The organism is Microbacterium sp. MYb54 (assembly GCF_002979515.1).
Taxonomy (GTDB): domain Bacteria; phylum Actinomycetota; class Actinomycetes; order Actinomycetales; family Microbacteriaceae; genus Microbacterium.
The window spans coordinates 129,751-155,482 of the sequence record NZ_PCPA01000008.1 but is presented as its reverse complement, the minus strand read 5'-3'; the positions used below and the strand labels follow the sequence as shown (position 1 = coordinate 155,482).

The window sequence follows — 25,732 nt, the reverse complement described above, 5'->3', positions numbered from 1 at the left end:
CGGCGCGACGAAGCGTCAGTCGGTGCCGGAGTCGAAGGCTGCGCCCTCGGATGCCGTGTCGACGGCATCTGCAAGGGTCTCGTCGGCTTCGGAGATCGAGCCGTGCACCGACTCGGTGATCTCGTTCGACTCGCCGGCGGTCACGCGGCCGACCAGCTCGCCGGTCGCGCCTCCGACGAGGCCGAGGCCGGCGTACTGCTCGAGGCGCGCCCGCGAGTCGGCGATGTCGAGGTTGCGCATGGTCAGCTGACCGATGCGGTCGACCGGGCCGAAGGCGGCGTCGCCGACGCGCTCCATCGACAGCTTCTCGGGGCCGTACGAGAGGTTCGGCGAGACGGTGTCGAGGATGGTCCAGTCGTCGCCGCGGCGCAGACGGATCGTGACGGTGCCCGAGATCGTGAGGCCGACCCAGCGCTGGATCGACTCGCGCAGCATGAGCGACTGCGGCTCGAGCCAGCGGCCCTCGTACATGAGGCGACCGAGGCGGCGGCCCTGCTCGTGGTACGTCGCGAGGGTGTCCTCGTTCAGGATGCCGTTGACCAGGCGCTCGTAGGCGATGAACAGCAGCGACATGGCGGGAGCCTCGTAGATGCCGCGCGACTTCGCCTCGATGATGCGGTTCTCGATCTGGTCGCTCATGCCGAGGCCGTGGCGTCCGCCGATCGTGTTGGCCTCCATGACCAGGGCCACCGGGTCGCTGTACTCGACGCCGTTGATCGCGACGGGGCGACCGGCCTCGAACGTGACGGTGACGTCTTCGGTCTCGATCGCGACGGACGGATCCCAGAACTTGACGCCCATGATCGGGTCGACGGTCTCGAGTGAGACGTTCAGGTGCTCGAGCGTCTTCGCCTCGTGCGTCGCACCCCAGATGTTCGCGTCGGTCGAGTAGGCCTTCTCCGCCGAGTCGCGGTACGGGAAGTCGCGGGCGACGAGCCAGTCGCTCATCTCCTTGCGGCCGCCGAGCTCGGTGACGAAGTCGGCGTCGAGCCACGGCTTGTAGATGCGCAGGCGGGGGTTGGCGAGCAGGCCGTAGCGGTAGAACCGCTCGATGTCGTTGCCCTTGTAGGTGGAGCCGTCGCCCCAGATGTCGACGCCGTCCTCCTTCATGGCGCGCACCAGCATGGTGCCGGTGACCGCGCGGCCGAGGGGCGTCGTGTTGAAGTAGGTCTTGCCGCCGGAGCGGATGTGGAAGGCGCCGCAGGAGAGGGCGACGAAGCCCTCTTCGACCAGCGCGGTCTTGCAGTCGATCAGGCGCGAGGCCTCGGCGCCGTACTCCAGCGCGCGGCCGGGGATCGATGCGATGTCGTCTTCGTCGTACTGGCCGAGGTCGCCGGTGTACGTGTAGGGAACGGCGCCCTTCTCGCGCATCCACGCGACGGCGACGGAGGTGTCGAGTCCTCCGGAGAAGGCGATGCCGACGCGCTCGCCGACGGGCAGGGACTGGAGGACCTTGGACATGACTCCCAGTCTATCCGCGGGCGGCGTGTCGCCCCGTCTCGCCTCATCGCGTGCGAGGGGGCTTCAGGCGAGGAGGACTTCGACCCGCAACGCGGCATAGGTGCCCATGGCGCGTCGATCGCACGTGAGGAGCGGGACGGCTGCGTCTCGTGCGGCCAGACCGACGAGTCCGTCGTAGACCGACCCTCCGGCGATGCCGGCGTCGGCGAAAGTCGTGATCGCGGTCTTGGCCGATGCGGCGGAGAGCGGCGCGAAAACAGGGAAGGATCGCTCGATGATCTCTCGCGCGCGATCGGGACTGACGCGCGCTGCACCGGGCATACGCGTCAGCACTGAATAGGCCTCGATGGCCGCGTGCCCGGCGAGGCCGAGCACGCGATCCTGCGTGAGTTCGAGCACACGTTCGTGCGCGGGATTCCTGTCATGAACCAGCGCGATCGCGGCGCTCGTGTCGAGGACGAGATCAGCGCTGATCGGCAAGTCGCAGCTCCCGGACGTCGTCCACCGTGAGCGTCGGTCCGCCCGTGATGACGAGACGCCCGTCCTTCTCGATGAGGTTGTCGGGGGCGTCGATCTCGATGCGGATGCCGTTGCCGTCGAGGATGAGATCGACCGGACCGGGGATCAATCCGACCCGCTCGCGGAGCGCAGCGGGGATGACGATCCGTCCTGCCTTGTCCATGGTTGCCTTCATGCCATGACACTACCATTCGAATGGCGCGTCGCGAGGTGATGCGGGTGCTTCATATCGGTTACGGCGACGTTCGTCACCCCGAACGCCGACTACTCCGACTGAACGGCATCTTCGTGGCGTAGTCGAGCGTGAGCTGGCGCGAGAACGGAGGAGGCGCGCCTGCGGGGCGGGGGTGCCGATGCGCGACGCGCCGATGGGCGGGCGACACGTCTCCGCTTTCGCCGATGTCGCGCAGGCAGAGCGCCGCAGTGGTGGGAGAGTAGGCCCCACGGAGGTCGGACATGGGTGGAGCAGTCCTGTGGGGTCTGGTCGCGGCGGCGCCGCTGTTCATCGGCGCGGTGCTCGCGCTGCTGCGGAAGTGGCCGCCGCGCTGGCTCGGCATCGTGCTCGGATTCGGTGCGGGCGCGCTGATGGCTTCGATCGCGTTCGAGCTCTGGGAAGAGGGGCTCGATCTCGCCGGTCCCATCCCGCTCGTGGTCGGCGTCGCGGCCGGTGCGCTCAGCTATTACATCGCCGACCGCATCCTCGATGCGCGCGCCGCGAAGACCAAGGAACAGGCGGGCGGAGGCCAGCTCGCAGTCGGGGCTCTGCTCGACGGCATCCCCGAGCAGCTGGTGCTCGGCATCGGGCTCGCATCCGGTGAGCCGGTGAGCATCGCGCTCGTGGTCGCCATCCTGGTCTCCAACCTGCCGGAGTCGATCGGCTCGGCAGCCGACCTGCTAGAAGGTGGCATGGCGAAGTCGCGAGTGCTGCTGCTCTGGGCGGGCGTGACCGTGATCTGCGCGGTCGCCACCGTCGCGGGCTTCGGTCTCGCGAGCATCACCGGCGACGAGTTCCGCTCGGCGGCAAGCGGCTTCGCGGCGGGTGCGCTGCTCGTGATGCTGGTCGACTCGATGATCCCCGAGGCGCAGTCCAAGGCCAAGGAGTCGACGGGACTTGCGACCGTGCTGGGCTTCGCGCTCGCCGCGGGCCTCGCCCTCGCATCCTGAGCCTCAGAACCTCCCGGCCCTTTCCGCCATCACCCGCCACCCGGCGGACGGAGGGCACAGGATCGGCCTCGGCTGGCGGGTTACTCTCGTTTGCGGCGTGCGGGAGGCTGACGGAACGCCGCTGCGATGGCGGCCGAGGACAAAGGAGTTCTGATGACTGACACGACCCTGGCGCGACCGCCCTTCGATCCCGAGCTCGAGGCCGCTCTCGCCCTCGTCGGCGACCAGCTGCCGTCGACGCTGACGCCCGAGATGATCCCGCTGCTGCGCCAGTCGCCGGTGAGCGGCGACGAGGAGATCTTCGTCGTACTCGCCGAGCGGGGTTTCGCCAGGCGTGATGTCACGATCGCCGGCCACGGCGGCGACGAGATCGTCGTCTCCGTGATCGAGAAGGAGGGTCGTACGGGCACGGGCCCCGGCTTCTTCCACACCCACGGCGGCGGCATGATCATCGGCAACCGCTGGCTCGGAGTCGTCGGCTTCCTCGACTGGGCCGAGCGTTTCAACGGGGTGATCGTCACCGTCGAGTACCGGCTCGCCCCCGAGTTCCCCGACCCGTACCCCGTCGAGGATTGCTACGCGGGCCTGCTGTGGACCGCCGAGCACGCCGGCGAACTCGGCATCGACCTGTCGCGGCTGTTGATCGGCGGCGGCAGCGCCGGTGGTGGGTTGGCCGCGGGCACCGCCCTGCTCGCCCGTGACCGGAAGGGCCCCGAGCTGATCGGACAGCTGCTCATCTACCCGATGCTCGACGACCGCGACGAGTCGGTGTCGACGCGGCAGATCGACGGGATCGGGGTCTGGGACCGTGGGTCGAACGTGACGGGTTGGACGGCCCTCCTCGGTGAGCGCACGGGAACGGACGACGTGTCGATCTACGCCGCCCCGGCACGAGCGACCGACCTGAGTGGACTGCCGCCCGCGTTCATCGACTGCGGGAGCGCCGAGGTGTTCCGAGACGAGGATGTCGCCTACGCCACGAGGCTCTGGGAAGCCGGGGTGCAGGCCGAGTTGCACGTGTGGGCAGGGGGGTTCCACGGCTTCGACATGTTCGCCCCTCACGCCGCGGTCGCGCAGGCCATGCTCGCCGCGCGCGACAACTGGGTGAACCGCCTGCTCTCCTGAATCCGCCTCACCCTACGGGGTCGCGTATCGACCCCGTAGGGTGGAATCCCCCCGCGCGATGGAGCCCGACATGCAAGATCTGCTGGGGCGTCTCACCGCCCTCGACCCGGACGCCAGCGAGACGCTCAAGGTCGTCACCTACTTCGACGCTCTCGTCGCCCGCTCCGTGGGGGTCGAGAGCATGCTGCGCGGCGCGGCGGTGCTGAGCGGGGCGACCGTCGGGCAGCGCGACGGTCGACAGATCGTGCGCGTGCGGGCCGACGGCGTGCGCATCGATCCGGTCGAGCCATCTCACTCCTGGCCCGTGCGAGCGAGCGGCCCGGATGCCATCACCTGGATCGAGCGCGATGGCGACGCGCATACCAACGACGCGATGATCCTCGAACGGCTCAGTCTCGCCCTCGGCATCATCCGCGCGCGCCGTTCGGTCGGTCCGGAGAGCGCTGTCGAACTCGCCATCAGCTCGTTTGCCGGCGTGGAGGAGAGGGCCGCAGCGCTGCCGCGGCTCCGCCTCACAGCGATGGGGCTGCGGCTTGTCGCCTCACCTCCCGATCCGGCGCCGCTGCCGCAGCATCCCTCGGCCGTGGTCGCCACCCGGCATGGCCTCACTCGGGCGACGATCCTGGATGCCGAGACGGATGCCGTGCGGGCCTGGTCCGAGAACGCAGGCCTGCGCCTGGGGCTCGGGGTCGCGGGCCCGGGTGAGCGGCTCCCCGAGTCGTGGTCGTCCGCCCTGGTCGCGGTGCGCCTGACAAGTCCGGCGGAACCCGTGGTCGATGCCGCCGACCTCGGGGCGATGCTGCTCGTCGCAGAGGCCGCCGAGTCGGGTCCCCTCCACCCGGATGCCGCTGCGCTCGCCGGCCTCGACGACCGCAGCAGGGAGCTTCTCGACGCCGTCACCGAGGAGCAGAGCGTGCGCGCCGCGGCCCAGCGTCTCGGACGACACCACTCGAGCGTGCAGGAGCGGTTGACGGCGCTCGTCGAGATCCTGGGGTACGACCCGCGCTCGTCCCGCGGGCATGCCCGCTACGTGCTCGCGCGGATGCTGCTGACGCTCGGGTCCTGAGTGTCTCGCCCGCGGCTCACTCGAAGCCCGGGTACTCCTGCAGCTTCGACTCGAACTCCGCCCGGTCTGCCTCGCTGAGCACCCCGCTCGCGATCACGGTCAGCTGCAGTCCCTCGCGCGGCTCACCCGTACGGGCGTTCTGCGCCTCTCGCGCCGCCAGGAACCCACCGTCGGGATCGTTGGAGAGGTCGTAGATGCTTGCGTAGAAGCGGAGCGGATCAGGGAAGTTCTCGGTGTAGTACTCCCAGGTCGTCTGCGTGCGCGGGTCGTCGCTGCCGTAGAGCTTCGTGATCATCGTGGGGTCGATTCCGGACATCTTCGGATCGTTGAAGGAATACAGATCCCACAACCCGTGCTGGACCACGACCTCGCTGATCACCGCCATGACGTCGAGTTTGCGGTCGTAGTCCTGGATGGGCTCGTTCGTCGCCCAGGAAGCCGAGGTGTACTCGACCAGCATCGACTCGCCGCCGTAGCCGTTGCGTTCGGGGCGCAGATCTTCGTCGCCCACCTGCATCCACGTGTAGCCGAACTCCTCGGTGAGTCGCGTGCGGATGTCGGCGAACATCGCCTCGGACTGCGCACGCACCTTTTCGAGGGACTGCTGGGTGAGCGTCTGCTGGGTGTCGGTGCCCTTGATCCCCGGGTACGCCTCTGCATGCTTCTGGGCGGCGGTCTTCGTGCCCTCGTAGTTACCCGATGCCGAGGTCTGGAGGGCGCTCATGCCGCCGACCGTTGCGACGTTGAACAGGATCGTCACGACGAGCGCGATCGCTCCGAGCATCCGCCCCCTGGTGGTGAACAGCGCGGCGATGACAGTGGCGACCACCAGGAGTTGCAGCGCGAGCATCGTGACGCCGTAGAGGATGTCGGTGCCACCGGCGACGAGTGTGCCGAGGAGGATCAGTGCGAACAGGATGGCCCCGGTGAGGGCGACCCAGCCGAGGGCGTTCGCCGGCTTCTTCGCAGCGTCGTCGGGTGCGAGTGTCGCGGTCGCAGGAGTCGGTCTGGACCCTGTGACATCGCGTCGTGCGCCGCGGTAGCCACCGGGCGGAGGGAGGGGTGGTGCACCCTCGGTGCCGGCGAGGTAGCGCGCCCGCTGCTTCTCGTGATCCATCACCACGGCTTTTCCGTTCCCGAACCGCCGGGGTCGTCGCCCTGCTGCTGATCGCGTTCCTGCGTGCCCTGTTCGAGCTTGTCCTGGAGGCCCTTCAGCTTGTCCTCGGAGGGCTGGTCTCCCTCTCCGGGCTGCGGCTGGGGCTGCTGCTCCTGATCTTGCTGCTGCTGTTTCTGCTTCAGCCGATCTTCGGTGCTGTCGAGTGAATCCGACATGTCGCGCTGCGGATCGGAGGACTGCTGCTCGGCCTCTTCGCTGCGGCACGCCTCCGGGGTCTCGACGGTGATCGTCAGCGCCTCGCCGTAGAGCTGCGCGGCGGTCGCACCGTCGCCGTCGGCGCGCGCGGCGTCGCCCATGCGCTCGACGACGAGTGCGAGGTTGATCCGCACCCCGCACACCTCCAGTCCCGTCGCGAGGTCGAGCGCCTCTTCGAGTTGGACCCGTGCTTGCGGCAGCTGCTCTGCCGCGCCGAGCGCCGTGCCGACGTTGAACGGCGCCTTGAAGGGCTCGAACCAGTTCAGGAACTCCTGTCCGCGCGCGGATGCCTCCGACCCGGCGAAGTCATCGGCCACGTAGGCGGTGATGGCCTGGTGGGCGAAGGCGTACATCGTCAGGAGCTTGCCCACGAAGAACAGGGCGGCCAGTGTGAGCGGGAGCGTCCCGATCGCGACCCATCTGCGGATGCTGCGGCGCCGACGGTTGGACCGCAGAAGCGCGGCAGCGCGTTCGGCCGGGGGGGATCCAGCGGCCGCCGTATCGGGGCGTGTCGAAGGGCCGGTCACGCCTCACCCCCTCACAGTCGTCGACCGCGCGGCTGGAGAAGAGTGGTCCTCGAAGCGGCACGACGAAGCGCTGAACATCCTATCCGCGCAACCTCTTGATGCCGCTCAGCCGACCTCGGGATGCCCGAGGTCGGCTGAGCGCGCTCGTTCCCACGAGCGGTCGATGTGCGTGCTACTCGGCCGCGGTGACGCGGAAGGAGTCGAAGGACACGCTCGTGGCAGCCGTGGAGCTGCCCGAGCGGTTGCCGCTCAGGCCGACCCCGCCTGCCGGCTGCAGAGGGGCGTTGTCCGTCGCCTTGAGCTGCCAGTCGGTCGGCTCCGTCGCTCCGGTCGCCCAGATCTTCGCCTTGATCGACGCCTGCGCGGTGCCCGTCACCGTGACCTTGAGCGTGTAAGAGGTGTTCGCCGCGAAGGCGAGACCGGACACGGCCTGGGTCTGCAAGACGGTGCCGTCGCGGTGTGCGACGAGCCAGACGCTCCCATCCGAGCGGAGCCAGGCGCGAACGAGGTACCTCCCGGCGGTCGAGTCACGTGCGATGACGCCGATGTAAGTACCACCCGTAGCGGGGGGCTGATCGATCCGGAACGTCGTCTCGAGAGCCGGATTCGGAATCGACGGCGTGTTCAGGGTCGCGTGCCGAGTGTCGCCCGCGGCCAGATTCATCTTCCCGGTTCCGTCGGCGACGGTGGCCGTCGCCGACGAACCTCCTGTGATCTTCCAGGCGCCGCCTACGGCCGCGGTGCCCCAGCCGGGGCCGGAAGTGCGATCGAACTCATCGCTGGCGAGGGGTGCGGGCGCCGTCACGACGGCCTCCCTGGTGGCGGTCGCCACGCCGCCGAGATTGTCGGTCACGGTGAGGGTGACGGTGCGCGTGCCGGCCGTCGCGTAGGCGTGGTTCGCCTTCGCGCCCTCGCCGGTCGTGCCGTCGCCCCAGTTCCAGCTGTAGGTCTTGATGGTGCCATCGGAGTCGGACGACGCCGAAGCGTCGGCCGTGACCGCCAACTCCTTTCCGGAGAGCGAGAAGGACGCGGTGGGCGCCACGTTGGGCCCCTGGACGGTGATCGACTTCTCGACCGACGACACCAGGCCGTTGCTGTCCGTGACCGTGAGCTTGGCCTTGTAGATACCGGCCTTCGCGTAGGTGTGCGACGAGGTCTTTCCCGTCGCGGCAGCCGATCCGTCGCCGAACTCCCAGCGGTAGTCGGAGACCGTGGCTGACCCGGCGGCCACCGAGGCACCGGCGTCGAAACTCACATCGAGATTCGCCGTCGCCGCCGTGTAGTCGGCGGTGGGCGCCTGGAGTCCGGTGCCGACGCTGTAGTGCGTCTTGACCTGCGCAGCGCTCAGCGCTTTCGCGTACACGGCGACCTCATCGAGCGCCCCGGTGAAGTTCTTGGAGCTCGGTGCCGACGCCCATCCGGAGAGGACGTCGCCGCCCACTCGCCAATACCCGGTGTAGTTCTGGGCCTGGGTGACCCCGGCGAGCGAACCGGCCAGCTCGCCGTCGACGAACAGCTTCATGCCCTCTGCGCCCTGTGTCGCGACGACGTGATGCCACTTGTTGTCGTTGAACGCCGAGCTCGTCTGGACGATCTTCGTCCCGTTGCTGTAGACGCCGAAGATGAGACGTCCGTCATCGGTCATGTAGATGTTGCGGTCGTAGTTCCCCGAGTCGCCTGACCCGGCGCTTCCGTACCCGACCAGGAGTCCGCCCGACTTCGTCGACGTCTTGAACCAGGTCTCGGTCGAGAATGCGGCGGGTGCCGGCGTCTTCCTGCTCGCGGCTATGCGACCGTCTGCCGTGCCGTTGAGCGACGATGCGCCCGTCACCGTGTTCTTGACCCCCGATTCGGACGACGAGACGCCAGAGCCGAACACCGGTGTGTTCGCCCCGGCCCAGTCCTGCGGTGCGGTTCCCAAGGGATAGTAGAGCTGCGGGTCGTCGGCGATCACGGCGTCGGTGTAAGACGAGGCCTCGGCGGTCACCGTGACGGTCACTGCCTGGCTCGAGACGGTGTTGCCGGCGCTGTCCTTGGCGACGACCGTGTACTGCTGCTGCGAGCCGACCGCAGCCGTCGTGTCTTCGAGGGTGAGCGCGGGCGTGTTCCACCAGGTCGAGTCCAGAGACGTGGTGGCTACGGGGGCGGTGCTGCCTGCGCGACGCAGCTCATAGGAGAGGGTCAGGTCGTCACGATCCCAGTTCGCGGGGATCGACACCTTCACCCGCCCGGGCACGAACGAGCGCGCGGTCGGAACCCACTTGTCACCCGAGAGGCGGGGGCCGTCCTTCGCGCCGCCCGGGGGTGTGGTCGAGAAGCGGACGAGTCCTTCGAACTGTCCGTTGTTGACGGAGCGGAACTCGCCGCCGATGGAGATCATGTTGCCCGTGCCGGTGATCGACAACCCGGCCTGGCCGAGTCCGGTCGTGGTACCGACAGCCCAGTCGGGCGTCCACACGTAGGGAGAGGGCGCGGGCGTTCCGGCCCAGTCCTTGTACTGAGGCGTCGCCGGCTGAGTCCCGAGCGTCCCGCGCGCGTCGGCGGTGAAGGCCTCGGAGTAGCGGTGCGTGCGCGGGGACTGCTCCGGGTGCAGGCCCATGGTGCCGCAGGCGTGAGTGTGGCTGGTGGTGTAGACGACCTTGCCGGTGGAGTAGACGCCGTAGTGGTCACCGAGGCAGTCCGCGATCCAGCGGACCTTGCCGGTCCCGGCCTCGGCAGCGAACGTGCCTTCGAGGTTGGCGACATCGGCGTTCGCGTATGCCCAGCCTGTGCCGTAGACGCCGGTGGCGTCGGTCGCCAGGCCGAAGATCCCGGACTTTCCGGCGGAAGGGCCCGTGCCGACACCGTTCTTGACCGTGTCGGGAAGCTCCCACGCGGTGTCGACTGCGCCGGTGGCCTTGTCGACGGCACCGATGCCGCGCAGCCCCGTGTCGCCGTTGATCTGCGAGAAGCGTCCGCCGATGATCGTGTCGGTCCCGGCCGGGTCCATCACCAAGGCGTCGACCTGCTGGTCGGTCTGAGGCGCCCAGGGGAGGAGTTTGCCGTTGGTGGTGTCGAAGGCGGTGAGGTTCTTCCTCGCGGTGCCGTTGGCCTGCGTGAACAGACCCCCGGCGTAGACGGTGGTGCCGGAGGTCGTCAGGGCATACACGCCTGATCCGCCGATGGCGGGGACGAAGCCGGGGACGAGCTCGCCGGTCTTCGCGTCGATCGCGGCGATGTTCCAGCGGTCTTTGCCGTTGACCTTGTTGAACGAGCCGCCGATGTAGATGCGGCTGCCGTCGGGAGAGGCGGCGACGGCCTTGATCACACCGTTGACCGTCGGCGCGAACGGCAGGAGCGCGCCGGTGTTGATGTCGTACGCGAGTACGTTCGACCGCGCGGTGAGCGCGGTGCCGGGCTTCGCCTTCGGCTCGCGGGCGTTGTCGAACTTGCCGACGGCGTACACGGTCGAGCCGATGGTCGTCTGGGCCCAGACGTAGCCGTTGTCGATCTGCACGGTCGGGATCGGATCCGACGTCACGACGTTGTCGTCACGCTGCAGCAGAGGTGGCAACGTCGGTGGTGTGTCGGCCGCTGTGGCGGCTCCGCCGCCGAACGAGACGAGTCCCGCCACGACCAGCACTCCGACGATGGACCCGACTGCTCCCTTGCGGGCGCGCTTCAGTGCTCGTTTCATCCCCATGTTCTGCTTCCCCAGTCATCTGATGCCGACGCGTACGCCGACACGACATCGCAGTGTGATCCGGACCGCTGGAGCTTCCCCAAGCTCACGATCTCCGCGATCGGTTCACGACTGCGAACCCCCGTCGCGACCAAGACAGTCCGCGACCGGTAAAACAATAGCAGCCGGGCTAGCGGGCTTCCTGAGAGCTAGCCGCCCGCCTGTGTCCTGTGGATTTCTCGCGGTGCGCGCAGCCGTCGGAGCCTCGCGATCAGCATCGCGGCGCGGGTGAGCTCGACGCCGAGGATGGCGAGGGCGACGAGAGCTGCGATCCAGTACAGCTCGGTGACGTTTCCGACCTCGCCTGACCCAGCGGAGGTGGTAGTGGTCGAGGGGGCCTCCGGCAAGGTGGGCGTGGTGTCCGCCGTCCGAAGTTCGTACTCGACTCCGAGCTGACCCGCGATCGCTTCGAGGTTCGTCTCGTCGATCACCGAGAGAGCGTCGGCACCCTGGTACTGGATGTAGTCGCCGCTCTCATCTGAGATGCCGCCCGTCGTGATGCGCATCGGACCGCCTTCGGCGGTGCCGTAGCCGAACACCGCTCCGGAATCCGTGTACTTCTCGCTCGAGCTGAACGACTCCGGCGGTGTTTCGACGGTCTGCTCTCCGTCGCCGAAGTAGAAGACCATGCGCGAGCGGTCGGGCGATGACTCGGCCGCCGAGGCGAGGGTCTCCGACAGCAGAGGTGCCGCGATGCCGATCGAGCTTCCGCGCGATTGGCTGGTGACCTCGGGGCGCAATACTTCGAGCGAGCCCATCAATGCCGTGGTGTCGGTGGTCAGCGGCATGCGCAGCTCGGCTGCCGCATCCGAGGTGATGAGCGCGAAGCGTGCTCCCGGGTACTCCTCGACGAGCGCCCGCACGTCTTCGCGGATGCCGTCGAGTCGCGGTTCGCCGTCGCCCCAGTCCTCCGCCACGATGCTCGCTGTGGTGTCGACGACGAGCACGATGTCGGTGTCGGTCGCGAGCGTCTCGGTGGCTCCGCCCGGAATGCCGGGGCGCAGCAGCATCGTGCAGCAGGCGAGCACCAGCAGCAGACGCATCGCCCACAACGCGCGGTGACCGGTGAGCGCACGGGGGTCGGTGACCGCGACGCCGGCCGACTTCGGAGGCCGCACCAGGACCCAGATGGCGAGGGCGACGACGGGCGCTGTCAGCAGTGCGATCAGGAGCGGATCGAGCACGGGTTGGAAGATCACAGTCGAACCCTCCACAGCACCACGACGAAGGCGAGCAGGCACATCGAGAGCAGCACGATCCACAGGTTCGGGGTGTCGGTCCAGACCACCTGTGCTTCGCCGCGCAGCTCGGTCGCCTCCTGCTCCTGCACCTGGGCGACGATGTCGGAGACGGTCGTCGTGTCGCGCAGTCCGAATGCGGCGCCGCCCGTCGCCTCGGCCGCGGCGGTGAGCTCTGCGCTGACGTCGGCATCCTTGCCCTGCACCGGGTTCAACGCGAAGACGCGCACGTCCTTCGAGGCGGCGTAGGCGGCTGCTTCCTCGAGCGTCACGATCGAGGCGCCGTTGACCTCGTTGTCCGTGGCGAAGATCACCGATCGCGAGCGGTCGTCGTCGGGGCGGTCGAAGCCCATCGTGCACGCCGCGAGCCCGTCGCCGATCAAGGATGCGCCGTTGCCGTTGAGCGTGCCGATCCAGTGCTCCGGCACCGCATCTCCGAAATCGAAGCTCTGGGTGATGCTCTCCAGGTGCTCGCGGATGAAGTCGTAGTCATCGGTCAGCGGGAAGATCTGCACGGGCGAGCTGTTGAAGATGGTCAGGCCGATCCGCTCGCCCTCGAAGCTGTCCAACAGTTCGTCGAAGACCGTCAGCACCTCGACGTCGACCTCGGTCATGGAGCCGGAGACATCGAGACACAGCATGATGTCGCGGCTCGTGTTGACGGGCTGGATGGTCTGTGCCGACATCGGCCGCGCGGCGACGACACCGGCGACGATCGCGGCGGTCGCTCCCAGGGCGAGGATGCCGGAGAGTGCGATCGCGCGACGTGCAAGCGCCCGACGGAAGGTCGGCAGCGTGCGCAGGCGTTCCGCGCGGGCGATGCGTGCGGCGTCGCCACCACGGGCTCGCCCGTTCCGCCGGAATCCGACGACGAGGCCGATGGCCAGCGCGACCAGTACGACGGCTGCCGCGGCCACCAGCATCCAGACGTTCGCTAGTGCCACGTGCGCACCACCGTCCTGGCGGCTTCGGCCCCGGCCACCGGATCGATCACCGGTCCCGGACGGAAGATGCTCGGGTAGTAGTGCCTGCCCAGCGCATCGACGAGGGCGGGATGCACGCCGCGTGCCACGAGGTCGTCGAGTGCGAGCACCGGAGCCTCCAGGCCGCTGTACTCGTTCACGAAGGTTCGAACGACCCGACTCAGCTCGAGGTTCGCCTGTCGGGCGGAGAGGCGGCGTTCGGTGTAGTCGGTCTCGATCTGCTGGATGCGTGTCAGATACTCGGTGCGCAGCTGCGAGAGCACGTCGATGACCAGGGGCGCCTGCCCGGCATTCTCGTCCGCGAAGGACAGGGCGCGGCGAGGCCGGGTCAGCACGATCAGCAGCCAGGCACCGGCGATCAGGAGAGCCAGGATGCCGAATGCGAGCAGCATCCAGCCCCAGCCGTACTGCGCCGGCGGGTAGAGCTCGTCAGAGCCGGGCATTCGACCTCCGATTCAGCAGCTGCAGCAGCTGCGTGACGGCGTCGTCCTGCCCGTCCAGCGTCGAGTGGCTGATCTCCATGCGCGTGAGGAGTTCGGCGAGATGTGCGGCATCGGCCTCGCGCTGCGCTGTCAGCTCCTGCACGATCTCGCGGTCGCCCTGCACGAAGCCCGGCACCTGCCAGCGGCTGTCGACGTCGCTGCGGATGCGTCCGGTCGCATGGTCGAGCACCGGATCCGCGTCGCGCACGGTGAGCCACAGCACGTCGTGCTGCACGCGCAGGCGCCTCAGCATCCGCTCGGTCTCGCTCGTCACGGGGGCTTCATCGGTGATCACGACCACGATCATGCGGCGGGAGATCGTGCGGGTGACGAACGACAGGAGGGCGTCGCGGTCGCTCGGAGCGCTGCTTTCGTCGATGGCCCGATCGATGGTCCGCAGGGCATGCTCGAGCGCGCCCTCGCTGCGGCCTGGCGCGAGTCGGCGCACCTTCGACGAATCGCCGTAGACCGTGGTGAAGTCGTCGCCGTGGCGCAGGGTCAGTACGCCGAGCACACCGGTCGCGAGGATCGCCAGCTGCTTCTTCGACTGCTCGTCGGCGGCGAGAGCCGACATCGAGCGGCCGGTGTCGACCACGAACAGGACGGTGTGCATGCGCGTCGCACGCGAGCGCTTGACCAGGGGCGTGCCCAACCGTGCGGTCGCCCGCCAGTCGATGTCGCGCACCTGATCGCCGTACTCGTACTTGCGCAGGTCTTCGAAGTCGAGGCTCCGCCCGTGCAGCAGCGACGCATAGGCGCCGTCGAGCGCGTGCAGCGACTTGCGCGTCGAGTGGATGAAGAGCTTGCTCTTCACCTGCGTGATCAGGCTGGCCATCGGAGCGGTCAGGGGGTGGGAACCGACGCGAAGATCTGGTCGATGATCTCTTCGCTGCGCACACCTTCGGCATCGGCTTCGAAGGTCAGGAGCACGCGGTGGCGGAGCACGAGATGCCGGAGTTCGCGGATGTCTTCCGGCAGCACGTGCGAGCGCCCCTTGAGCAGGGCCAGCGCCCGGGAAGCCTGCAGGAAGGCGATGCTCGCACGCGGGCTCGCGCCGTACTTGATGAAGCGGGCACGCTCTTCGCCGATGTACGGCGCGGGGTTCCTGGTGACATAGGCGATCGACACGATGTAGTTGCGGATCGCGGCATCGACGTAGATGCGGCTCGCGACGTCTTGCAGGAGGCGCACGTCGTCGAGGCTGACGGCGCCGGCCACGTGCCGATCGGGGTCGAGCACGCCGGAGTCGATGCGGCTGAGCACCTCGAGCTCCTCGGCGGGGCTCGGGTACTCGACGATCTCCTTGAGCAGGAAGCGGTCCATCTGCGCCTCGGGCAGTTCGTAGGTGCCCTCCTGCTCGATCGGGTTCTGTGTCGCGATCACGAGGAACGGCTTCGGCAGGTGGTGGATCTCGCCGCCGATCGTCGTCTGATGCTCCTGCATGGCCTCGAGCATGGCGCTCTGCGTCTTCGCGCTGGAGCGGTTGATCTCGTCGAGCAGCACGAAGTTCGCGTGCACCGGACCGAGCACGGTGCGGAACGAGCCCGTCGCCGCGTCGTAGATCTGGCTGCCGGTGATGTCGCTCGGCAGCAGGTCGGGTGTGCACTGGATGCGCTTGAACCGCGCCTTCACCGTGTCGGCGAGGGTGCTGGCCGCGGTGGTCTTGGCGAGGCCGGGGACGCTCTCGAGCAGGATGTGGCCGCCGGCGATGAGCGACACCAGCAGGCTCGTTCGCAGCCGGTCCTGGCCGACCATCTTCGCGGAGTAAGAGGTGGAGATGATCCGCAGCACCTCGGAGGCCCTGGCCATCTCGGCGTCGGTCGGTGCGCTGTTCGCGGGAGCAGCGGCGGCCGGTGCGGGGGCCTGCGCGGGAGCGGGCGGAGGCGGCGGTGCCGCGGGCTGCGGGGATGCGGCGTTCAGATCTTGCATGCTCTCTCCTCCTGGGGAGCATGGCGCTTCTCCCCCCAGCCAGGGTAGTCGTCGTGTCTGCGTCCTACTCCCACGCCACCTCGTCCGGTGCCCACACCTTCATTCGGCGCGCGGGTCCTGGCAACAGAGTCGTCACTGGCCGAAGATCGTCGTGGTGGCTGCGATCCATCCGAATGCGAGAGCGAGGATCGTCAGGATGACCCAGATGCTCATGGCGATCGCGTTGAGGGCGATCCCCCATGCCGCCTGAGTGCGTGCGCGCGGCTCTCCTCGCAGCGAGACGATCCCGAGGATGAGGCCGACGATGGGGACGAAGAACGTCCAGCCGGCGAACAGGGAGCAGATCCCGAGAACGAGGCTGACCGTGCCCTTCACGGTGGACGTCGCGGGCTCTGACGGCGCGGCGGAAACTGGAGTGGAGACGCTGGTTGACATGCCATCAACGCTAGGACGAGCCTCAGCAGGTCGGCATCAGCCCGAGGTACCGAGGTCGTACCTCCAGCGGATGATTGCATCTCTCAGATCTTCGCGTCATAGACCGTTCCTGCGACGTGCGGCTACTCCGACCGCCGGTCGAGGAACAGGAGTTCGAGAGGCGAGGCGAGCAGCGCATCGACTCCCTTGGCGAAGGCCTGAAAATGCGGAGTCGCGAAGTGGGTGTCGAGTGCGGCCTGGTCGTCGAAGGCTTCGCGCATGTAGAACGTTCCAGGTTCGCTGCGTGACTCGAACAGCACGTAATCCTGGTTGCCGGGCTCTGCTCTGGTCGGCTCGATCAATCGCTGCAGGGCGGCGAGCAGTTCGTCTCTGTGGTCGGGGCGTGCGCGCAGGATCGCGAGACTGTAGAGCGGATCTGATGAACGTGAAGCCATGATGTGGTCCTCGTGTCGGGTGGCTGAGCACGGCGGGAGTGCCGCGACCTCATTACTACTCGAAGGGGAGCAGTTACCCGCAAGGGGCGCTGGTAACTTTCGGATACCATGACCCGATGACCTCCCTCAGTAGTTGCGCCGTCGGCACGCCTCACGATGTCTACGACGCGCAGTGCCCGTGCCGTGGCATCCTCGATCTGCTCGCCGACAAGTGGAGCGCGCTGATCCTCGGAGCGCTCGAAGGCGGACCGATGCGATTCGGAGAACTCAAGAGGAAGCTCGAGGGCATCAGCCCGAAGGTGCTGACGTCGTGCCTGCGACGGCTCGAAGACCGCGACCTCGTCTCCCGCGAGATCTTCGCCGAGGTGCCGGCGCGTGTGGAGTACTCGCTGACCGGGCTCGGCGCCGATGCTGCGAAGCCCCTGCAGAGCCTGCGCGAGTGGGTCGAGTCGAACATCCAGCGCTTCCCCGGCATCTGACCTTCGCTCGCAGTCCTCACCGCAGGCGCCGACGGCCGACCCTGATAACGTCGAAGAGCAGCCGCGTTCCGGGCAGGTCGAGCACTTCCGCTCCCGCCGGGACAGAACTGTTCCTCGCTCGGATGCGGCCGCGCCGATACATGACTGAAGAGTATGAGGACAATACGTGACGAGTAGAGAACGAGTAGCGATCATCGGCGCCGGCCCCTCGGGCATGGCGCAACTGCGGGCCTTCGAGTCCGCGGCCCGCGCGGGGGCGGAGATCCCCGAGCTGGTCTGCTTCGAGAAGCAGGCCGACTGGGGCGGACAGTGGAACTTCACCTGGCGCACGGGCCTCGACGAGTTCGGTGAACCGGTGCACTCCAGCATGTACCGCAACCTGTGGTCGAACGGTCCGAAGGAGGCGCTGGAGTTCGCCGACTACAGCTTCGACGAGCACTTCGGTCGTCCCATCTCGTCCTACCCGCCGCGCCCGGTGCTCTGGGACTACATCGCCGGCCGCCTGGAGAAGAGCGATGTGCGCGAGCTCATCCGTTTCCAGACCGTGGTGCGCTGGATCGAGTTCGACAGCGAGCGCGAGGTCTTCACGCTCACCAGCGAAGACCTGCCCACCGGCGAGTCGACGGTGGAGGAGTTCGACCGGGTGATCATCGCCAGCGGTCACTTCTCCTTCCCGAACGCGCCGGACTTCCCCGGTATCGAGACGTTCCCCGGTTACATCAGCCACGCCCACGACTTCCGAGGCGCTGAGGCCTTCGAAGACAAGGACGTGCTCGTGATCGGCGCGAGCTACTCGGCCGAAGACATCGGCAGCCAGGCATTCAAGATGGGCGCCCGATCGGTGACGGCGAGCTTCCGGTCGGCGCCCATGGGCTACGACTGGCCCGATGGCATCGAGGAGCGGGCGGTCGTCGAGCGCTTCGAGGGCAGCACCGCCTTCTTCGCCGATGGCACCTCGAAGCACGTCGACGCCGTGATCCTGTGCACCGGATACCTGCACAAGTACCCGTTCCTTCCCGACGATCTGGCCCTGTCATCGCCGAACAACGTGTACCCCGACGGCCTGTACCGGGGCGTGGTGTGGCAGGGGAATCCGCGTCTGACGTACCTCGGTGCGCAGGACCAGTGGTTCACCTTCAACATGTTCGACGTGCAGGCCTGGTACGTGCGCGATCTGATCCTCGGCCGCCTCGCTCTGCCCGACGAGCAGGAGCGCGCGGCATCCATCGCCGAGTGGCGAACGCGCTTCGGGCAGATCGACTCGGCCTCGGCGGAGATCCGCTTCCAGGCCGATTACATCCGCGATCTGCTCGAGCTCACCGACTACCCGGAGTTCGACATCGACCGGGTCGTCGAGATCTTCCTCGCGTGGAAGCGCGACAAGAAGGACGACATCATGGGCTATCGTGACCGCATCTACGAGTCGGTCATGACGGGCACGATCGCCGTCGTGCACCACACGCCGTGGCTCGAAGAGCTCGACGACTCGCTCGAGCGCTACCTCGACGTGGATCCTGATGCCACTGAGGCGGCGCGGATCATCACCGAGCTCCCGCGCGACGACGACCGTGAGGCGCTCGCCACCGCTTGAGTATCGAGTGCATCGACGACGCCCCTCCGCCCGTCTCGCGTGCGAGGGGCGTCGTCGTCAGGCGGCGTGCGCGGCTTCGGTTCCGCGACGCCTGCCTACCCAGACGACTCCGGCAGCGACGGCGATGATCGCGATCGCGATGCCGACGATGTACCCGGAGACGCCGAGGTAGCCGCCCGGCACAGTGTGGGGATTCAGGAACGGATACGGGTACCACCAGAGTTCCCCGGTGCGTGGCGCCGTGATGAAGTTCGCGCGGATCAGCGTGTAGGCGGCCCAGATGATCGGGAAGATCGCAGCCACAGACACCGCCGACCATGGCAGGGCGCGTCGTCGCGGTGCGAACAGCACGTCGAGAAGCATCGCGAGCGGGATGATGACGTGCAGGCTCTCATTGGTCCACACCTCCGACACCCCGTCGAGCGGGATGTTGCGCAGGAGGATGTTGTAGACGATCCCCGTGACGATCATGTAGGTGCTGACGCATGCGAAGAGGGTGCCCAGCCAGCGGGGCTCGGGGTCCGTGCGGCCGCGGGTGCGCAGCATCCACACCGCGCCGAGCGTGAAGGTGACGACGGCGCCGATATTCGACAGCACAGTGAAGTAGCTGAAGAAGTTCGCGACGACCGTGGGAATGTGACTTCCCCATTCCGTGGTCGATGCCTGGGCGTTGCCGATCGTCTGCGCGATCTGACGGATGAGCGCCGCCGTGCCGAGAAGGGCTGCGGCGATGCGCAGATAGGGCCACCAGGTCGTCATTTCGCCTCCGGTCGCAACTGTAGTGGTCTGCGGGCATAGACCGCGGGACCGATATATCGATATCGTCGGACCGTTCACGCAGCACGCGCATGGCGGAGGGGCAGATGAGCGAGAGCGGAAACAGCAGCGGCACGGCCGGCACGACCGGAGTGAAGAAGGCCAGGTTCCGACGAGCCGGCCTCAGCATCCAGTCCAAGCTGCTCATCATGCTGCTGGGGGTGAGCCTCGTATCGTCCGTGATCGTCGGAGCGATCGGCTTCGTCAACGGGCGGCAGCCGCTCCACGACTCGGCCGTCGACCAGCTGATCACCATCCGCTCGATGAGGGCGGCCGAGATCACGACGGCGATCGAGAGCGTGCGCCGCGACGCCTCGCTCAACAGCCGCAACCTCAGTGCCCAGTCGATGTCGGCGGCCGTCAACGCGGGCTTCGCCGACCTCGCCGGTGTCGAGCTGGACGAGAATCAGCGTGCCGAGCTCGAGGGCTACTACCAAGACGTGTTCATCCCCGAGCTCGAAGGGCGCTCGGGTGAGGAATACGGCGACACCGCGTTCATCCCGGAGTCCGCTGCCGGGCAATACGTGCAACTGCAGTACGCCCTCGGCAACAAGGACTTCGACGCCGACTACGACGCGCAGCTGGACTTGAATGACAGCGGCGACGGCACCAGCTACTCGGCCGCGACCGAGCGCTACGGCGACTACTTCACTCGCCTGGTCAAAGAGGCGGGCTACGAAGACGCGCTGCTGCTCAACACCGACGGCGACGTCACGTTCTCGGCCTACAAGGGTGTGGAACTCGGGACGAACATCCTCACCGGGCCCTATCGCGACTCGGCTCTCTCGAAGGCCTATGCGGAAGCGATCGCGACGAACTCCGTCAACACCGTCGTGCTCACCGACTTCGACCGCTGGATCCCCTCCCTCAACGTGCCCGCGATGTGGGTCGTATCGCCGGTGGGGAACGACAACGGCATCACCGGCGCGATGGCTTTCCAGATCTCGATCGACACGATCAACGATGTGATGACCGGGAGCGAGGGGTGGAAGGCGCAGGGCCTCGGTGATACCGGCGAGGTGTACCTGGTCGGCCGGGACGACCTCATGCGCAGCACCGCGCGTCGGCTCGTGGAGGATCCCGACGACTACGCGAAGCGCCTCATCAGCGGTGGCATGGCGCCGACGATCGTCGACCGCATCGCTGCGATCAAGGGCACCGTGCTGCTGCAGCCGGTCGACACCAAGGCCGTGCAGGAAGCGCAGGCCGGTCGGAGCGGCACGGTCGTCGGACGCGACTTCATCGGCGGCGACAGCGTCACGGCCTATGCGCCGTTGGAGATCGAAGGGCTCGACTGGGTCGTGATCGCGCGCATCGACACGGCAGAGGCGTTCGAGCCGGTCAACGTCTTCACCCGCAACGTGCTGCTGTCGCTGCTCGGCATCCTGCTCGGAGTCTCGCTGCTCTCGCTCCTGCTCGCGCAGGTGTTCACGCGTCCGATCCACCGTCTCGTCGGAGCCGTGCATCGGGTTGCGGAGGGGGATCTCGACGTGCAGGTGCCGCAGAGTTCGCGCGACGAGTTCGGCGACCTCGGCAGCGCCTTCAACGACATGGCTTCGAGTCTGCGGATCAAGCAAGACCTGATCGAGGAGCAGCAGAAGGAGAACGAGAAGCTGCTGCACACCCTCATGCCGGAGAGCGTCGCGACGAAGTACAAGCAGGGCGACGAGGCGATCACCGAGGCGCACGAGAACGTGTCGGTCGTGTTCGCGGAACTCGTCGGGTTCGACGACCTCGCCCGCGGTGTGAGCGCAGAAGAGGAGATCGGCCTGCTGAACACCCTGATGCGCGGGTTCGACGAGGCAGCTGAGAAGGCCGGAGTCGAGAAGGTGCGCACGCTCCGCGGCGGCTACCTGGCCTCGTCGGGGCTCATCGTGCCGCGGGTCGACAACATCCGGCGCACCGTGGAGTTCGCGCGGAGCCTGCTCGGAGTGCTCGAGCGCTTCAATGCGCAGAACGGCACCCAGATCGGGTTGCGTGCCGGCGTCGACACCGGCACGGTCACGAGCGGTCTCGTCGCGCGGACGAGCCTCGCCTACGACCTCTGGGGTGATGCCGTGAGCCTCGCCTACCGGGTGCGTTCGGTCACCGGCGAGCCGGGTATCTATGTGAGCCAGACCGTACGCGATCGCACGCAGGAGATCGTCACCTACGTCGAGGCGGGGACGGTGGAGACGCAGGGCAGGACCGAGACCGTGTGGAAGGTGGTCTGATCATGGGCGACGTCTTCACGGGCGGCTGGGTCTGGTGGATCGTCGGCCTCGCGGTCGGCGTGCCCGTGGTTCTGGTCGTCCTCACCGAGCTCATCGGCGCACTGACCCGGCGGGGCAATCCGGTCGCGAAGCCGCTGCGGATGCTGCGCAACTGGGTCATCCCCGTCGGCGCGCTGTTCGCATTGCTGGTGTTCGCGATCCAGTCGCCCGCCGATCAGGTGTGGACACGGGTCGTGGCGACCGTTTTCGGGTTCCTCATCATCCTGCTCGTGCTGTCGGCATTCAACGTGGCCCTCTTCGCCAACGCGAAAGCGGGGTCGTGGCGGGAGCGGATCCCGTCGATCTTCGTGGAGATCGGGCGACTGGTCCTCGTAGGCGTCGGACTCGCGCTGCTCTTCTCCTGGGTGTGGGACGCCGACGTGGGCGGACTGTTCACGGCGCTCGGGGTCGGATCGATCGTGATCGGCCTCGCCCTGCAGAACGCGGTGGGTGGGGTGATCTCGGGTCTGCTGCTGCTGTTCGAGCAGCCGTTCAAGATCGGCGACTGGCTCGATGCCGCGGGCGTGAAGGGCCGGGTCGTCGAGGTGAACTGGCGGGCCGTGCACATCGACACGGGCTCCGGCATACAGATCGTGCCGAACTCGTCGCTCTCCGGAGCCTCGTTCACGAACCTGAGCGAGCCGGAGGGGCCGTACTACTCCGAGACGGCCGTGAAGTTCTCGACCGACGATCCTCCGCACGAGGTGATCCCACTCCTGATCGAAGTGGCCGACTCCCTGCCGATGCGATTGCAGCGTGAGCGGGCGACGGTCGAGTACTCGGGTGCGGGTGCCTACTCGGTGTCGATTCCGGTGGCAGGCCCGGCCGATGCCTCGCGCGCGCTGTCGATGTACCTCTCCTGGCTCTGGTACGCGGCGCGGCGGCGCAGTTTCGCACTCGACGGCGACTCCACCGACCCGCTCGCCGAGCCGCAGCGGCTGGTCGAGGCGATGCATGAGATCAGTCCGACGCTGCACCTGCGGGAGGAGGACTTCGACGAGGTGCTCGCCGCCGCAAGGCTCGAGCGCTACGGCGTCGGCGAGATCGTGATGCCCAGCGGGGTCGTGCCCGACGAGGTCCGCGTCGTGTTGTCGGGGCGGGCGGCACTCGCCCTCGAAGTCGACGGCGGCCGTGTCGAGTTCGCCGCTGCCGAGAAGGGCGACCTCATCGGGCAGACCGCTCTCACCCGTGAGCGCACGCAGGCGGTGACGGTCGCGGGCGAGATCCTCACCGTCGTCGTACTGCCCCTCGCGACGATCGACGCGCTGATCCGCACACGGCCGCGTCTCGCCGTGGAGATCGGGGAGTCGCTCGAGCTCAAACGCACGCTCGCCGCCACGCGGTTGGCTGAGCTGGGCATCGCGCGCGGGGTGATCACCGGGCGCTGAGCGGTTGCACCTGGCTTTGCGGGTGAACAGGGGTGAGCCGCGGTCAGCGATCCCTGAAGTAGTCCAGGGCGCGACCCGAGCTGATGGAAGCCAGCGCCATCATCGCCCCAGTCCAGGCCGCCATGCCACCGCCGACAAGGAGCAACTCGGCGTACTGAATCGACGAGAAACGCACGGAAAGGGCCATCTCAACGGCGAGGATCGAGGCCAACACCACAGCGGAGGCCATAGTCATCCAGGAGAGGGTTTCCATCGATAGATGAATTGCTTGATCTCGTGGACGGACGCCGACGAGTCGGGATGCAGCGAGCTCCAGTCTTCGTGTGCGGACAGCAGCGAAGCCCAGTGCGGCCGCGGCGCACAGAAGACCAAGCGGGAGGAAGGCGGTCGCGCGGTCCCGGTAGCGCTCCTCGCCGGAGAATGATGCCCCCAAGGTCGTGTTGAGTTGGCTGATGGTAGGGACACCCTCGTCTGTGGAGGCCTGATCGAGGACCGATGCGCTGATGATGGAGCGCGCTTGATCCGATTCCGGCCAGATCGATACCCAGCATTCGTCGAAGGTGTCGGCTGCCGGGACGGTCTGGATGGTGGCGTACCCGAGGAGCGCTCGACGACCGTCATCGGGGTAGTCGAACACACCGGTGACGAGGGCCCGGCCGTTCGCGGTCGGAAGATCATCCCCTGCGGTGATGCCCAACGCCGATGCGACCTGTTCAGACACGAAGACCCCGTTGGGGTTCGTGGCACGGTCGAGAACAACATGCACGAAACCGGGAGTCGCGTCGAAAGTCGGCAGATCCACACCTGGGGTCATCGCAGGTCGTAGTGGGCTGCTGGACTGGCGGATGGCACCAGCACTCTCCGCGTTCGGAAGCGCCCCCATGCTTTCGCACCGCAGACCATCGATGTTTCCCGTGCTTTCGACGACCAGGACTGACGCGCCCGCCGATTGCCACCGCTCCGCGTCCTGAATGATGCCGTTCGTGACGGCCGAGTTCCACAGCAGCGCGGCCATCGCGAGCAGTACCCAGAGCACGCCGAAGAGGCCGCCACGCGTGGTCCCTGATCGAAGGTTCCGGGAGGCCTCGGAGCGCAGGGACGCGAGGGTGATGGTTCCGGTCTTCATGCTCGATAGTCGGTCAAGTCGATGAGGTGCGAGCATGAGTCACGTGTGTCCGGGTCGTGTGTGGCGACGACGACGATGCAGCCTCGTCCGCTGAGTCTCGAAAGGGACTCGTTCACTGCCGAGGACGTGCCCATGTCGAGCTGAGCTGTGGGCTCGTCGACGAGGAGCAGCGCCGGGTCCGCGGCGACGGCTCGTGCCAGCATCAGACGCTGTGCTTCGCCACCGGAGAGCTGACGGAATGCTTCACTTTCGATGCGAGCGAGTCCGAACTCTCCGAGGAGCTCTCGAGCCTGTGCTTCCGCTTCCGGCCGGCTGCATCCGCGCGCCAGCAAGGGCAACACGACATGATCGAGCGCAGTTCGCCGAGCGACCCCATGCGGGTTCTGGAAGACCCAGTTCACCGTGATGTTCGTCGAACGCACCATCCGCCCCATGCGCGGTGCCACGTCCCCGGCGATGATCCCCAGGAGAGTGCTCTTGCCAGAACCGGAGGGGCCGACGATGGCATAGCTGTTTCCGCGGGACAACGTCGTCGTGAGGCCGGTGAACAGCAAACGCTCTGCGCTGTATCCGTGCCCCACGTTCTCGCGGGTCAGGGGCATTGCCGGCGAGGATTCGGAAGGAGCGAGACGATCTCTGGTCCCGGGTCCGAGAAGTCGACGAGGGTGTATCCCCGTTCGCTGCTGACAATCGCTCCTCGGTACACCGTGGTCGCGTCGCTCACGCAGGCAGTGTCGTCTCCGACGCCGAACAACGCTGAGGGCGGAACCTGGGCGACGCGGATCGGTTCTGCCAGTTGCACGGAACCGGACAGAACAACCTTCTCCGGGTCTGTGAGGTAGTCGCGGAACGTCGGGGTGGCGGCGATCTTCGGCCACGCAGCCGCATCGACTGCGCCGTCTTCCTCCAGGTTCGCGACGATCCCATCGATGAGGAGCGTACGAGCTGCCGACGGAACCGCCGTCGGCAACGTTCCCACTCGGAGTGAGGCGATCGCTGGCGGGAGTTCGGCCAGCGTGGCTCCCGGCTCGACCGAGCTCCCGACGGAGATCGGGCATGTCACGATCTCGGCGGGCGAGGAGGGCATCCAGACGATCGAGGCAGGGTCGATGGCGTCCACACGCGGCGCGTCTGCGACCAGACCGCGACGAAGAGCGTTGAAGAACGCGATGGTGCGCGTTCCGACAACCCCGTCCACCGCTCCGGTGTATCCGAGTGCGGCGAAGGCCTGTTGGAGTTCGCTGACATCAGCGCCACGGTCATCCATCACGAGGGTCCGCGCAAGTGGCTGCGCGGTCGCAAGGTCGAGAAGAGGAACGCGGTCGAGGATGAAGGTCGCCCCGCCTGACAGGATCGCACCTCCCGGGGTGCAGGTGCTTCCGGTCAACAGCCCTGCTCCACGCGCTACCAGACCGGGGGAATCCTGCAGTTTGACGGCGAGGTCCGCGGTGCGCGCGTCATCGAAATCCTGGTAGGTGACATCGACATTCTCGATTGCGCTCGGCGTTGCGAGCTCTGTCGGGAGTGTCGTCCGACCGAGCATCCAACCTGTTGCAGCGAGAGCCGTTGCGAGCAGCAGAGCGGCAACCGACAGAAGAACTGTTCGCTGCCGCCCTTCTGAGAA

Annotated in this window: 24 protein-coding genes; 7 read left to right on the top strand and 17 right to left on the bottom strand. The window is 67.5% G+C overall.

The features are described from left to right. Window positions 1–15: 15 nt before the first annotated feature. From argG to CQ040_RS11040, 3 genes are all read right to left on the bottom strand, one after another. Window positions 16–1,461, bottom strand: coding sequence for an argininosuccinate synthase (gene argG / locus CQ040_RS11050; RefSeq protein ID WP_105527138.1), 1,446 nt, complete (start codon window positions 1,459–1,461; stop codon window positions 16–18). Window positions 1,462–1,524: 63 nt separating this feature from the next. After that, window positions 1,525–1,941 (bottom strand): PIN domain-containing protein, encoded by a 417-nt coding sequence (locus CQ040_RS11045; RefSeq protein WP_105527137.1) that lies wholly within the window; start codon window positions 1,939–1,941, stop codon window positions 1,525–1,527. Then, window positions 1,925–2,155: an AbrB/MazE/SpoVT family DNA-binding domain-containing protein gene (locus CQ040_RS11040; protein WP_258131270.1), complete on the bottom strand. Its 231-nt coding sequence runs from the start codon at window positions 2,153–2,155 to the stop codon at window positions 1,925–1,927. The genes CQ040_RS11045 and CQ040_RS11040 overlap by 17 nt, the downstream gene beginning before the upstream one ends. 281 nt (window positions 2,156–2,436) lie before the next feature. Here CQ040_RS11040 and CQ040_RS11035 point away from each other — a divergent pair, with 281 nt between their 5' ends. The 3 genes from CQ040_RS11035 (at window position 2,437) to CQ040_RS11025 (ending at window position 5,335) form a co-directional block, all read left to right on the top strand. Then, window positions 2,437–3,144: a ZIP family metal transporter gene (locus tag CQ040_RS11035; protein ID WP_105527136.1), complete on the top strand. Its 708-nt coding sequence runs from the start codon at window positions 2,437–2,439 to the stop codon at window positions 3,142–3,144. Window positions 3,145–3,297: 153 nt separating this feature from the next. Next, window positions 3,298–4,269 (top strand): alpha/beta hydrolase fold domain-containing protein, encoded by a 972-nt coding sequence (locus CQ040_RS11030; RefSeq protein ID WP_105527135.1) that lies wholly within the window; start codon window positions 3,298–3,300, stop codon window positions 4,267–4,269. Window positions 4,270–4,339: 70 nt separating this feature from the next. Next, window positions 4,340–5,335, top strand: coding sequence for a helix-turn-helix domain-containing protein (locus tag CQ040_RS11025; RefSeq protein WP_258131268.1), 996 nt, complete (start codon window positions 4,340–4,342; stop codon window positions 5,333–5,335). Window positions 5,336–5,351: 16 nt separating this feature from the next. On the opposite strand, the gene CQ040_RS11020 is transcribed toward CQ040_RS11025, so the two are convergent. The 10 genes from CQ040_RS11020 to CQ040_RS10975 all read right to left on the bottom strand — a co-directional run bounded on the left by CQ040_RS11020 (window position 5,352) and on the right by CQ040_RS10975 (window position 16,456). Continuing rightward, a complete protein-coding gene (locus CQ040_RS11020) occupies window positions 5,352–6,452 on the bottom strand; it encodes a DUF4064 domain-containing protein (RefSeq protein ID WP_105527133.1) in 1,101 nt (366 codons plus the stop codon). Next, window positions 6,452–7,234: a hypothetical protein gene (locus CQ040_RS11015; RefSeq protein WP_105527132.1), complete on the bottom strand. Its 783-nt coding sequence runs from the start codon at window positions 7,232–7,234 to the stop codon at window positions 6,452–6,454. Before CQ040_RS11015 ends, CQ040_RS11020 begins: the two co-directional genes overlap by 1 nt. A 172-nt stretch (window positions 7,235–7,406) precedes the next feature. Further along, window positions 7,407–10,910: a PKD domain-containing protein gene (locus tag CQ040_RS11010; protein WP_258131267.1), complete on the bottom strand. Its 3,504-nt coding sequence runs from the start codon at window positions 10,908–10,910 to the stop codon at window positions 7,407–7,409. 194 nt (window positions 10,911–11,104) lie between these two features. Continuing rightward, window positions 11,105–12,154, bottom strand: a complete 1,050-nt coding sequence (locus CQ040_RS11005) for a VWA domain-containing protein (protein WP_105527131.1) — start codon at window positions 12,152–12,154, stop codon at window positions 11,105–11,107. Beyond that, window positions 12,151–13,137, bottom strand: a complete 987-nt coding sequence (locus CQ040_RS11000; protein WP_258131266.1) for a VWA domain-containing protein — start codon at window positions 13,135–13,137, stop codon at window positions 12,151–12,153. The genes CQ040_RS11005 and CQ040_RS11000 overlap by 4 nt, the downstream gene beginning before the upstream one ends. Beyond that, complete coding sequence (locus CQ040_RS10995) at window positions 13,128–13,619, bottom strand: hypothetical protein (protein WP_105527129.1); 492 nt, start codon at window positions 13,617–13,619, stop codon at window positions 13,128–13,130. Before CQ040_RS10995 ends, CQ040_RS11000 begins: the two co-directional genes overlap by 10 nt. Next, complete coding sequence (locus CQ040_RS10990) at window positions 13,606–14,493, bottom strand: DUF58 domain-containing protein (RefSeq protein ID WP_105527128.1); 888 nt, start codon at window positions 14,491–14,493, stop codon at window positions 13,606–13,608. Before CQ040_RS10990 ends, CQ040_RS10995 begins: the two co-directional genes overlap by 14 nt. A gap of 8 nt (window positions 14,494–14,501) precedes the next feature. Next, a complete protein-coding gene (locus CQ040_RS10985) occupies window positions 14,502–15,587 on the bottom strand; it encodes an AAA family ATPase (RefSeq protein ID WP_374954137.1) in 1,086 nt (361 codons plus the stop codon). A gap of 132 nt (window positions 15,588–15,719) precedes the next feature. Further along, entirely contained in the window at window positions 15,720–16,022 is a 303-nt protein-coding gene (locus CQ040_RS10980; protein ID WP_105527127.1) for a hypothetical protein, read from the bottom strand. 122 nt (window positions 16,023–16,144) lie between these two features. Then, window positions 16,145–16,456: a putative quinol monooxygenase gene (locus CQ040_RS10975; protein WP_105527126.1), complete on the bottom strand. Its 312-nt coding sequence runs from the start codon at window positions 16,454–16,456 to the stop codon at window positions 16,145–16,147. Window positions 16,457–16,572: 116 nt separating this feature from the next. On the opposite strand from CQ040_RS10975, the gene CQ040_RS10970 reads away from it, so the two are divergent. Next, window positions 16,573–16,935 carry a helix-turn-helix domain-containing protein gene (locus CQ040_RS10970; RefSeq protein WP_105527125.1) on the top strand — a complete coding sequence of 121 codons (363 nt, stop codon included), beginning with the start codon at window positions 16,573–16,575 and terminating at the stop codon, window positions 16,933–16,935. Window positions 16,936–17,101: 166 nt separating this feature from the next. After that, window positions 17,102–18,526: an NAD(P)-binding domain-containing protein gene (locus tag CQ040_RS10965; RefSeq protein ID WP_258131265.1), complete on the top strand. Its 1,425-nt coding sequence runs from the start codon at window positions 17,102–17,104 to the stop codon at window positions 18,524–18,526. 57 nt (window positions 18,527–18,583) lie between these two features. Here the strand turns inward: CQ040_RS10965 and CQ040_RS10960 are convergent, their stop codons facing one another. Further along, window positions 18,584–19,285: a Pr6Pr family membrane protein gene (locus tag CQ040_RS10960; protein WP_105527123.1), complete on the bottom strand. Its 702-nt coding sequence runs from the start codon at window positions 19,283–19,285 to the stop codon at window positions 18,584–18,586. A 104-nt stretch (window positions 19,286–19,389) separates the two neighbouring features. Here CQ040_RS10960 and CQ040_RS10955 point away from each other — a divergent pair, with 104 nt between their 5' ends. Both CQ040_RS10955 and CQ040_RS10950 read left to right on the top strand, forming a co-directional pair. Then, complete coding sequence (locus tag CQ040_RS10955; protein WP_181156726.1) at window positions 19,390–21,555, top strand: adenylate/guanylate cyclase domain-containing protein; 2,166 nt, start codon at window positions 19,390–19,392, stop codon at window positions 21,553–21,555. A 2-nt stretch (window positions 21,556–21,557) separates the two neighbouring features. Further along, entirely contained in the window at window positions 21,558–22,982 is a 1,425-nt protein-coding gene (locus CQ040_RS10950) for a mechanosensitive ion channel domain-containing protein (RefSeq protein WP_105527121.1), read from the top strand. 43 nt (window positions 22,983–23,025) lie between these two features. On the opposite strand, the gene CQ040_RS10945 is transcribed toward CQ040_RS10950, so the two are convergent. From CQ040_RS10945 to CQ040_RS10935, 3 genes are read right to left on the bottom strand one after another with little or no spacing between them, the layout of a single operon-like run. Beyond that, window positions 23,026–24,108 carry a hypothetical protein gene (locus tag CQ040_RS10945; protein WP_105527120.1) on the bottom strand — a complete coding sequence of 361 codons (1,083 nt, stop codon included), beginning with the start codon at window positions 24,106–24,108 and terminating at the stop codon, window positions 23,026–23,028. Then, on the bottom strand, window positions 24,105–24,710 hold the full coding sequence (locus CQ040_RS10940) for an ATP-binding cassette domain-containing protein (RefSeq protein ID WP_105527119.1): 606 nt from the start codon (window positions 24,708–24,710) through the stop codon (window positions 24,105–24,107). Before CQ040_RS10940 ends, CQ040_RS10945 begins: the two co-directional genes overlap by 4 nt. After that, entirely contained in the window at window positions 24,701–25,651 is a 951-nt protein-coding gene (locus CQ040_RS10935; protein WP_146114726.1) for a peptidoglycan-binding protein, read from the bottom strand. Before CQ040_RS10935 ends, CQ040_RS10940 begins: the two co-directional genes overlap by 10 nt. Between the last annotated feature and the right edge of the window lie 81 nt (window positions 25,652–25,732).

Coding starts and splice junctions, on each gene's coding strand:
- CQ040_RS10940 (WP_105527119.1), bottom strand. CDS start 24,710: ATGCCCCTGACCCGCGAGAACGTGGGGCACGGATACAGCGCAGAGCGT.
- CQ040_RS11030 (WP_105527135.1), top strand. CDS start 3,298: ATGACTGACACGACCCTGGCGCGACCGCCCTTCGATCCCGAGCTCGAG.
- CQ040_RS11025 (WP_258131268.1), top strand. CDS start 4,340: ATGCAAGATCTGCTGGGGCGTCTCACCGCCCTCGACCCGGACGCCAGC.
- CQ040_RS10985 (WP_374954137.1), bottom strand. CDS start 15,587: ATGCAAGATCTGAACGCCGCATCCCCGCAGCCCGCGGCACCGCCGCCT.
- CQ040_RS10945 (WP_105527120.1), bottom strand. CDS start 24,108: ATGAAGACCGGAACCATCACCCTCGCGTCCCTGCGCTCCGAGGCCTCC.
- CQ040_RS10970 (WP_105527125.1), top strand. CDS start 16,573: ATGACCTCCCTCAGTAGTTGCGCCGTCGGCACGCCTCACGATGTCTAC.
- CQ040_RS10950 (WP_105527121.1), top strand. CDS start 21,558: ATGGGCGACGTCTTCACGGGCGGCTGGGTCTGGTGGATCGTCGGCCTC.
- CQ040_RS10990 (WP_105527128.1), bottom strand. CDS start 14,493: ATGGCCAGCCTGATCACGCAGGTGAAGAGCAAGCTCTTCATCCACTCG.
- CQ040_RS10975 (WP_105527126.1), bottom strand. CDS start 16,456: ATGGCTTCACGTTCATCAGATCCGCTCTACAGTCTCGCGATCCTGCGC.
- CQ040_RS10935 (WP_146114726.1), bottom strand. CDS start 25,651: ATGCTCGGTCGGACGACACTCCCGACAGAGCTCGCAACGCCGAGCGCA.
- CQ040_RS11020 (WP_105527133.1), bottom strand. CDS start 6,452: ATGGATCACGAGAAGCAGCGGGCGCGCTACCTCGCCGGCACCGAGGGT.
- CQ040_RS10980 (WP_105527127.1), bottom strand. CDS start 16,022: ATGTCAACCAGCGTCTCCACTCCAGTTTCCGCCGCGCCGTCAGAGCCC.
- CQ040_RS10960 (WP_105527123.1), bottom strand. CDS start 19,285: ATGACGACCTGGTGGCCCTATCTGCGCATCGCCGCAGCCCTTCTCGGC.
- CQ040_RS11040 (WP_258131270.1), bottom strand. CDS start 2,155: ATGAAGGCAACCATGGACAAGGCAGGACGGATCGTCATCCCCGCTGCG.
- CQ040_RS10955 (WP_181156726.1), top strand. CDS start 19,390: ATGAGCGAGAGCGGAAACAGCAGCGGCACGGCCGGCACGACCGGAGTG.
- argG (WP_105527138.1), bottom strand. CDS start 1,461: ATGTCCAAGGTCCTCCAGTCCCTGCCCGTCGGCGAGCGCGTCGGCATC.
- CQ040_RS11035 (WP_105527136.1), top strand. CDS start 2,437: ATGGGTGGAGCAGTCCTGTGGGGTCTGGTCGCGGCGGCGCCGCTGTTC.
- CQ040_RS11010 (WP_258131267.1), bottom strand. CDS start 10,910: ATGAAACGAGCACTGAAGCGCGCCCGCAAGGGAGCAGTCGGGTCCATC.
- CQ040_RS10995 (WP_105527129.1), bottom strand. CDS start 13,619: ATGCCCGGCTCTGACGAGCTCTACCCGCCGGCGCAGTACGGCTGGGGC.